At 53.6% G+C, this 7184-nt stretch carries 6 protein-coding genes and 1 pseudogene; all 7 read right to left on the reverse strand.

The window, feature by feature from the left end:
• The coding region (rsmB, locus tag ACR0QE_RS12570) for a 16S rRNA (cytosine(967)-C(5))-methyltransferase RsmB (protein WP_432628687.1) at window positions 1–1309 on the reverse strand (1309 nt) is incomplete at its 3' end.
• Window positions 1302–2021: a zinc metallopeptidase gene (locus tag ACR0QE_RS12575; RefSeq protein WP_432628688.1), complete on the reverse strand. Its 720-nt coding sequence runs from the start codon at window positions 2019–2021 to the stop codon at window positions 1302–1304. The genes ACR0QE_RS12575 and rsmB, both read right to left, overlap by 8 nt.
• Before the next feature lie 8 nt (window positions 2022–2029).
• Complete coding sequence (gene fmt / locus ACR0QE_RS12580; RefSeq protein WP_432628689.1) at window positions 2030–2974, reverse strand: methionyl-tRNA formyltransferase; 945 nt, start codon at window positions 2972–2974, stop codon at window positions 2030–2032.
• A 1-nt stretch (window position 2975) separates the two neighbouring features.
• Complete coding sequence (gene def, locus ACR0QE_RS12585; RefSeq protein ID WP_432628690.1) at window positions 2976–3479, reverse strand: peptide deformylase; 504 nt, start codon at window positions 3477–3479, stop codon at window positions 2976–2978.
• Window positions 3480–3585: 106 nt separating this feature from the next.
• Window positions 3586–5628, reverse strand: a complete 2043-nt coding sequence (priA, locus tag ACR0QE_RS12590) for a replication restart helicase PriA (protein ID WP_432628691.1) — start codon at window positions 5626–5628, stop codon at window positions 3586–3588.
• Between the two features lie 13 nt (window positions 5629–5641).
• Window positions 5642–7027: a UDP-N-acetylmuramoyl-tripeptide--D-alanyl-D-alanine ligase gene (locus ACR0QE_RS12595; RefSeq protein ID WP_432628692.1), complete on the reverse strand. Its 1386-nt coding sequence runs from the start codon at window positions 7025–7027 to the stop codon at window positions 5642–5644.
• Window positions 7015–7184 (reverse strand): annotated as a pseudogene (locus ACR0QE_RS12600) (UDP-N-acetylmuramoyl-L-alanyl-D-glutamate--2,6-diaminopimelate ligase); the annotation flags it as partial. The pseudogene ACR0QE_RS12600 and the gene ACR0QE_RS12595, both read right to left, overlap by 13 nt.

Consider the following 7184-nt stretch of genomic DNA (forward strand, 5'->3'; position numbering starts at 1 on the left):
GCTGTACATATCCATCCTTAAGCGACTCTTCCCTCAGCACCTTCCCGAGGCTCTCCGTCAGATCCACCGGTTCAAACGGGAAGTTTGCAAGAAGCCACTCTCTCTGCTTCTCATTCTCCTCCGGACTGATCGTGCAGGTGCTGTACACCAGCCGTCCGCCCGGCTTTACATATCTTGTCACCGTCTGAAGAATCTCCCGCTGAAGTACTGCCAGATCGTGAATCTTCTCCGGCGAAGCCTGATACTTGATGTCCGGTTTCTTTCCGATGATTCCAAGCCCCGAACACGGAAGATCCGCAAGCACGAGATCTGCGCAGTTCTCCCACTCCGGATCAAACTCGCGTGCATCCCAGACTTCTGCGCGGATATTCGTGAAACCGCTGCGGTAAATATTGTCCTCGACAAGTGCAATCTTTGATTCCGTCAGATCTCTGACGACAACCTCTCCGCTTCCTCCCAGACGATCTGCAAGGTCAAGGCTCTTTCCGCCAGGCGCTCCACAGACGTCAAGCACCGTCTCACCCTCTTTGACCCCGCATGCCTCCCCGACAAGCGCAGAGCTTGCATCCTGAACCTGAATCCATCCGTTCTCAAACGCCTCAAGGCTCTCCAGATAATCGTACCCGGAAATCTCAAACGCATGAGCGAGCAGCGGGCTCTCCACAACTGTCACGCCCTGTGCCTCAAGACTCTCCCGGATCTCCCCAAGGGAGGCACGGTTGAGATTGCAGCGGACAGTCGTCGGCAGATCTTTTAAGAATGCCTGAAGCATCTTTTCAGTCGTCTCTGCGCCATACTGGGATTTCCAGGCTTCAATCAGCCAGTCCGGCATCGAATATTTTCTCTCCCAGTCTGGAAAATCAAACTCCTCTTTCCTCCGTGCGACTGAGCGGAGCACTCCGTTTACAAAACCTTTGAGTCCCGCAAAACGGCGCTTCACAGCAAGGTTGACCGCCTCACTGCAGACAGCGCGGTCCGGGATCCGGTCCATAAAAAGCATCTGGTAAACCGACATCCGGAGAATCGTGCGGATCACCGGCTTCATCTTCTTCACCTTCGTGCTCGAGCACAGATCAAGCACGCCATCGATCGTGATCAGGCGCTCAATCGTCCCCTCAACCGTGCGAGTGATGAAGGCTCTGTCCGACTTCGGAAGATACTGGTACTTCTCAAGTGCCTGGCGAAGCACGACATGGCTGTGCTGTCCCTTCTCAAGAATCTCGAGAAGAATATCAAGAATGAGTTCTCTTGTCTGGGTCGGAGCCTTCGCCTTCCCTGCCGGCGCGCTTTTCTTTTCCTCTTTAGTCATCTCGTCTTCTTCCTCCGAACAGAATGATCAAACGCAGAAGCTGCAGAAGAGAAACTGCAACTGCTGCCACATACGTCAGCGCCGCGGCACCGAGTACTTTTCTCGTCTCTCCGACTTCCTCTCCCTGAAGAATGCCGAGATCATCGAGCAGGCGCACTGCCCTCGCAGATGCATTGAACTCAACCGGAAGTGTGATTACCTGAAACAGAACGGCAAGCACAAACATCCAGATTCCAAGTTCTATAAACGGTGTCAGACCGATCAGCAGACCGATCAGGATTGCCGGCATCGCGAGCGTGCTTCCAAGATTTGCAACCGGAACGAACGCCGTGCGCAGGCGAAGCGGCGCGTATCCGACATTATCCTGAATCGCATGACCGCACTCATGGGCGGCAACTCCGATCGCTGCAACCGAGGTCTGGCTGTACACAGCCTCCGAGAGGTTGACGGTCTTCGTCCGCGGGTCATAGTGATCCGTGAGATTTCCTCTGACCGGCTGAACCGTCACATCATAGATTCCCTGCGAGTTCAAAAGGCGTCTTGCCGCCTCCGCCCCCGTCATTCCGGTCATGCTGCGAACACGCGCATACTTGCGGAACGTTCCATTGACATGAGCAGATGCCCAGAAAGACAAAACCGCTCCGATCAGAACAAGAATCATCGTCGGATCCCAGTACATTCCATAGTATCCATATCCACCGTAATAAGGCATAAAATCCATTACTCCTTTCCGAACCGGCTTCCTGCTGCCACCGGATATCCGCGCAGGAACGAAGCCACATCCATCCGCTTTTTACCCTCAAGCTGGAGACTGCAAATCTTAAGCACTCCGTCTCCGGTCTGAAGTGTCAGCGTGTCGTGATCCGCCTCAAGCACTGTTGCAGGAGCCTTTGCCTCCCCGCATGCGGACTGAGGAAGCACTTCTGCCTCCCAGATCTTTAACATTTTTCCATTCCAGTGCGTATAAGCGCTCGGCCACGGGTTTAATCCACGCACAAGGCGCTCAATCGCAGCCGCGGACATCGTCCAGTCAATCTCGCCCATCGACTTCGGAATCTTCTTCACATAAGTCGCCTGCGCGTCATCCTGGGGCACTGCCTGGATCGTCCCCGCCTCAAGTCCGTCAAGCGTCGAGAGAATCAGATCTCCTCCCATCAGGCTTAAGCGGTCAAACAGGCTTCCCCCAGTCTCCTTCTCATCGAGCTTAATCACTGCGGTCTCAAGAATGTCGCCGGTATCCATGCCCGCTGCCATCTGCATCGTCGTGATTCCGGTCTCCTCGTCTCCGTTGATGACTGCCCACTGAATCGGGGAAGCTCCGCGGTATTTCGGAAGAAGGGACGCATGAATGTTCACGCAGCCAAACTTCGGAAGATCGAGAAGTTCCTGACTCAAAATCTGCCCAAAGGCAATGACAACCATCACATCCGGGTTCAGCGCCCGCATCTCATCAACGAAAGCTTCCTCTCTCGCTCTCACCGGCTGATAGACCGGAATATTGTGTGCAAGTGCACACTCCTTGACCGGAGACATCTGGATCTCCTTACCGCGGCCCTTCGGCTTGTCCGGCTGAGTCACGACCCCGATAACCTCGTGGCGGGATGCGATCAGCGTCTCAAGCGTCGGAACGGAGAAGTCCGGTGTTCCCATAAATACAATTCTCATCTTACTCCTCCATTTCCGGGATCACGGAGATCTCTTCCTCATCTGCGGAAGTCTCAACAAGCTCTCCCTCAACGCGCTCCACATAGAGATGACCGTGCAGGTGGTCACACTCATGGCAGATGCAGCGCGCAAGAAGCTCATCTCCCTCAAGTTCAAACTGCTCCATGTTCTCATCGTATGCGCGGACTTTGACATGATTCGGGCGGGTCACCTGACCGGACTTGTTCGGAACACTTAAGCATCCCTCCGGACCCGTCTGGCTTCCGCTCTCCTCGATGATCTCCGGATTGATTAACACATACTGGTTGCCGTCATCCACATCCATGACGATGATCTGCTTCAAGATTCCGACCTGAGGAGCGGCAAGGCCGACACCGTTCGCCTCGTACATCGTCTCAAACATATCCTCGATCAGCTCTCTCGTCCGGTCGGTCATCTCCTTCACCGGCTTACACTCTTTATTTAAAATTTCGTCTCCAATGACTCTGATCTGTCTGATTGCCATTTTTATGCTTCCTTTCTCTTCTCTTTTCTTCTGTCTCTTCTGCAATTCGAACTTATGAAACTGAAACCCATAAAGTCCATAAAACCCAAACTCATCGAGCTTAAATTTATGAAAAATCATACTGGATGGTCAGCCGTCTGCAACTGTCTGTCTCGTCCCAGCGCGTCTGAACATACTTTTGGATTTTTATTAGTATATCATAATTTTCTTGTTTCATATATAAAATTTTTCTGTAAATATCATTAACTTTGTAGACCGGCGCCGGAACCGGGCCGATCACGATCGTCTGATCCCCGAAATGCTTCTGCACCGCAGCCGCAACCGAGTCCATAATCCGTGAGAGAAGTTCTTCTTCCTTTCCTGCCGTCTGAATACTCAGCATATGGCAGGCCGGAGGATAATGCATCAGTCTCCGGAATGCCATCTCCTGACGGAAAAACTCGTTGTAATCCTGGCGGGCAGCCGTCTGAATCGTATAGTGATCGGGCATATAAGTCTGAATCACGGCGATTCCGGGCTTTTCTGCCCGCCCTGCACGTCCCGCCGCCTGCACAAGAAGCTGGAACGTCCGCTCTGCGCTCCGGTAATCCGGCGCATACAGGGAGACATCCGCCGCAAGAATCCCGACGAGCGTCACATCCGGAAAATCATGTCCCTTTACGATCATCTGGGTCCCGATCAAGATGTCCGCCTGATGCTTTGAGAACGCAGAGAGAATTTTCTCGTGACCACCCTTTTTCGAGGTTGTGTCGAGATCCATCCTGAGAATCCGCGCCGACGGAAACATTTTTTCTGCCATCTCCTCAATCTTCTGCGTCCCGACGCCAAATCCCGCTAAGTATGAAGATCCACAGGTCGGACAGGTCTTTGGCATCGGAATCGCATAGCCACAGTAATGACAGACGAGCCGCGAATGATTGTGAAGCGTCAGCGAGACATCGCAGTGCGGGCATTTGACTGCCTCTCCGCATGAACGGCAGGAGACAAAGTTTGAGTACCCTCTGCGGTTCATAAAGAGCATGATCTGCTCCTTTCTTGCAAGACGCTCCTCGATCAGCATCTGAAGCCGCCTGCTGAAAATTGAGCGGTTGCCATCCGCCATCTCCTGGCGAAGATCCACAACCTCCGTGACTGCAAGCGTCTCTGCCGCCGCGCGGTGAGGAAGCGTAAGAAGGCGGTAAATTCCCGCTCTCGCCCGCTCATACGCCTCAACCGACGGGGTCGCCGATCCCATGACAAACGCAGCGTCATGCATGCGCGCAAGATGTTCTGCGACCTCTCTCGCGTGATAGCGCGGGGTGACCTCACTCTTGTAGGCTCCCTCCTGCTCCTCATCCATGACGATGAGACCGAGATCTTCAAACGGTGTAAAGAGCGCAGATCGGGCACCGATCATGATGTCCGTCTCCCCGCGCCTTGCACGCTCAAACTGGTCGAACCGCTCTCCCTCGGAGAGTCTTGAGTGCATCACGCAGACGCGGGCACCAAATCGCCGGTAAAACCGCATCACGGTCTGGTACGTCAGAGAGATCTCCGGAATCAGCACAATGACCTGCCGCTCTTCCCGGAGCACATAGTCGATCATCTCCATGTAGACTTCCGTCTTCCCGCTGCCCGTGACTCCATAAAGCAGAAACGGTTTTCTCTCGCCCTCATCATAAAATGCCTGAAAGATGTCGACCGCGTCCTGCTGATCCTCGTTGAGCACAACCGGTGCTGCATTTTTCCTGGACTCCTCTAAACCCGCAGAATCTCTGCTCATCGAAATTCCGGTCACGGACTGCACGACATTCTTGTTTCGCGCCTTTACCTTGCGCTTCACCGGAAGAACCGTCTTTAACGCCTGGTTCATTGTGGAACCGTATCTCTCCTTCATCCACCATGCAAGCTCAATCAGCTTTGAGTCCGCACTTACCCCCTTTTCGGGGACAGAATCGATCGACTTGATCTTCGTCACCTCATAATCTGCCCGGTCCGTGATCTCCACGACATACCCTTTTCTGAGACGGTTCCCCGAACCAAAAGGAACGCAGACCTGCGTCCCGATCCGGACTTCTCCCAAAAGATTCTCGGGAATCCGGTACTGGAACACACGGTCTACGTTTTCATGGGAAATATCTATGATAATACTGGCATACTGATCTGCCATCCATTCACCTCTTCTACGCTTCCGCTTTCAGAAGCCGTGACGCAATTTCCTGAAGTCTCATGCTGTTGGAACCTTTTAAGAGCACGCAGTCTCCCGGTCTTAAAGACTTTGAGAGTGTCTCAAAAAGCGCCTCGCGATTCTGTGCCTCAAAGTGGTAACAGGTGCAGCCGACGTTTGCCTCCTTTGCCCCCGCCTCAATCTCTTTTGCGAGCTCTCCAAACGTAAAGAGCACATCAACCGGATGGTCAGCAAGGAAAGTGCCGATCTCACGGTGGAACCTGGGACTCTCCTGTCCAAGCTCCTTCATGTCTGCAAGCACGGCGATGCGGCGCTCTGCCGTCTTCATCGAATCAAGCACCTCGATTGCCGCTTTCATCGATGCCGGGCTGGCATTGTACGTATCGTCAATGATCGTCACCTTGTCATCTCTCTGATAAATCTGCTGACGGTTCTTAAATCCATGGAACTCGCCAAGCTTCTCTGCCGCTGCCTCAAGCGGCACTCCACAGGCATCTGCAACTGCCAGTGCAGACATCGCATCAAGTACATGGTGGCGTCCCATCACCGACAGACGGACCGGAACTTTTCTTTCTTTGCAGACAGCCACAAACGCCGGACAGCCGTTCTCGAGCACAATGTCTTCTGCGCGGTACTGGCAGTTTGCCCCGGTTCCGTAATACACCGTCTGAAGTCCCTCTCTCGCTTTCTGATCCTTTAAGAGCGGGTCATCGCCATTTAAGATCAAAAGTCCGCCCTCCGGCATGCCATCCTGAATCGTCAGTTTCTCTCTGCGGATATTTTCCTGACTTCCAAGCTGCTCTATGTGGGCAACGCCGATGTTTGTGATCACCGCCATGTTGACTCTCGCGATTTTGGCAATCACCGTCAGCTCACCCGGAAGGCTCATGCCAAGCTCTAAAACGCCGATCTCATCACGGCTTGAGATCTCGGAGATCGTGATCGGAACGCCGATCTGGCTGTTCGCATTTCCCGGAGTCTTAAAGACCTGATACTTCGCGGAAAGTGCCGTTGCGATCATCTCTCTCGTCGTCGTCTTTCCAACGCTTCCCGTCACTCCGACAAGCGGAATGTGAAGCCGCTCTCTCAAGTAGACGCCGATTGCCTGAAGCGCCTTTTTTGTGTCCTCAACGCGGATCCACGGATGGACATCCTCCATCGCATCGTGCTCCGAAGTCAGCGTCGCCGCTGCCCCTGCCTCAAAAGCTCCCTCGATAAAGCGATGTGCATCAACCCGCTCTCCGATCAGCGGAACAAAAAGATCCTGTCCCGCCATCTCTCTCGAGTTCGTGCTGATATGGGAGAGTCCCTGCGTCTCATCCCCACAGAGCAGTCTGCCGCCAGTTGCCTTCACAATGTCTGATACTGTTATCTGTTCCATTTGCTTACCACCTCTTCCACGACCGCACGATCTGAGAACGGATAGCGGACGCCTTCAATCTCCTGATAGTTTTCATGTCCCTTGCCGATGATCGCAATCATATCTCCCGGCTCTGAGTGGGTGATGCTGTACGCGATCGCCTCACGCCGGTCCGGAA

The organism is Brotaphodocola sp., from assembly GCF_050873065.1.
Lineage (GTDB): Bacteria > Bacillota > Clostridia > Lachnospirales > Lachnospiraceae > Brotaphodocola.

Bases quoted from the DNA above. Each gene is read 5' to 3' on its own strand.
- priA (WP_432628691.1), bottom strand. From the start codon at position 5,628: ATGGCAGATCAGTATGCCAGTATTATCATAGATATTTCCCATGAAAAC.
- ACR0QE_RS12595 (WP_432628692.1), bottom strand. From the start codon at position 7,027: ATGGAACAGATAACAGTATCAGACATTGTGAAGGCAACTGGCGGCAGA.
- ACR0QE_RS12575 (WP_432628688.1), bottom strand. From the start codon at position 2,021: ATGCCTTATTACGGTGGATATGGATACTATGGAATGTACTGGGATCCG.
- def (WP_432628690.1), bottom strand. From the start codon at position 3,479: ATGGCAATCAGACAGATCAGAGTCATTGGAGACGAAATTTTAAATAAA.
- fmt (WP_432628689.1), bottom strand. From the start codon at position 2,974: ATGAGAATTGTATTTATGGGAACACCGGACTTCTCCGTTCCGACGCTT.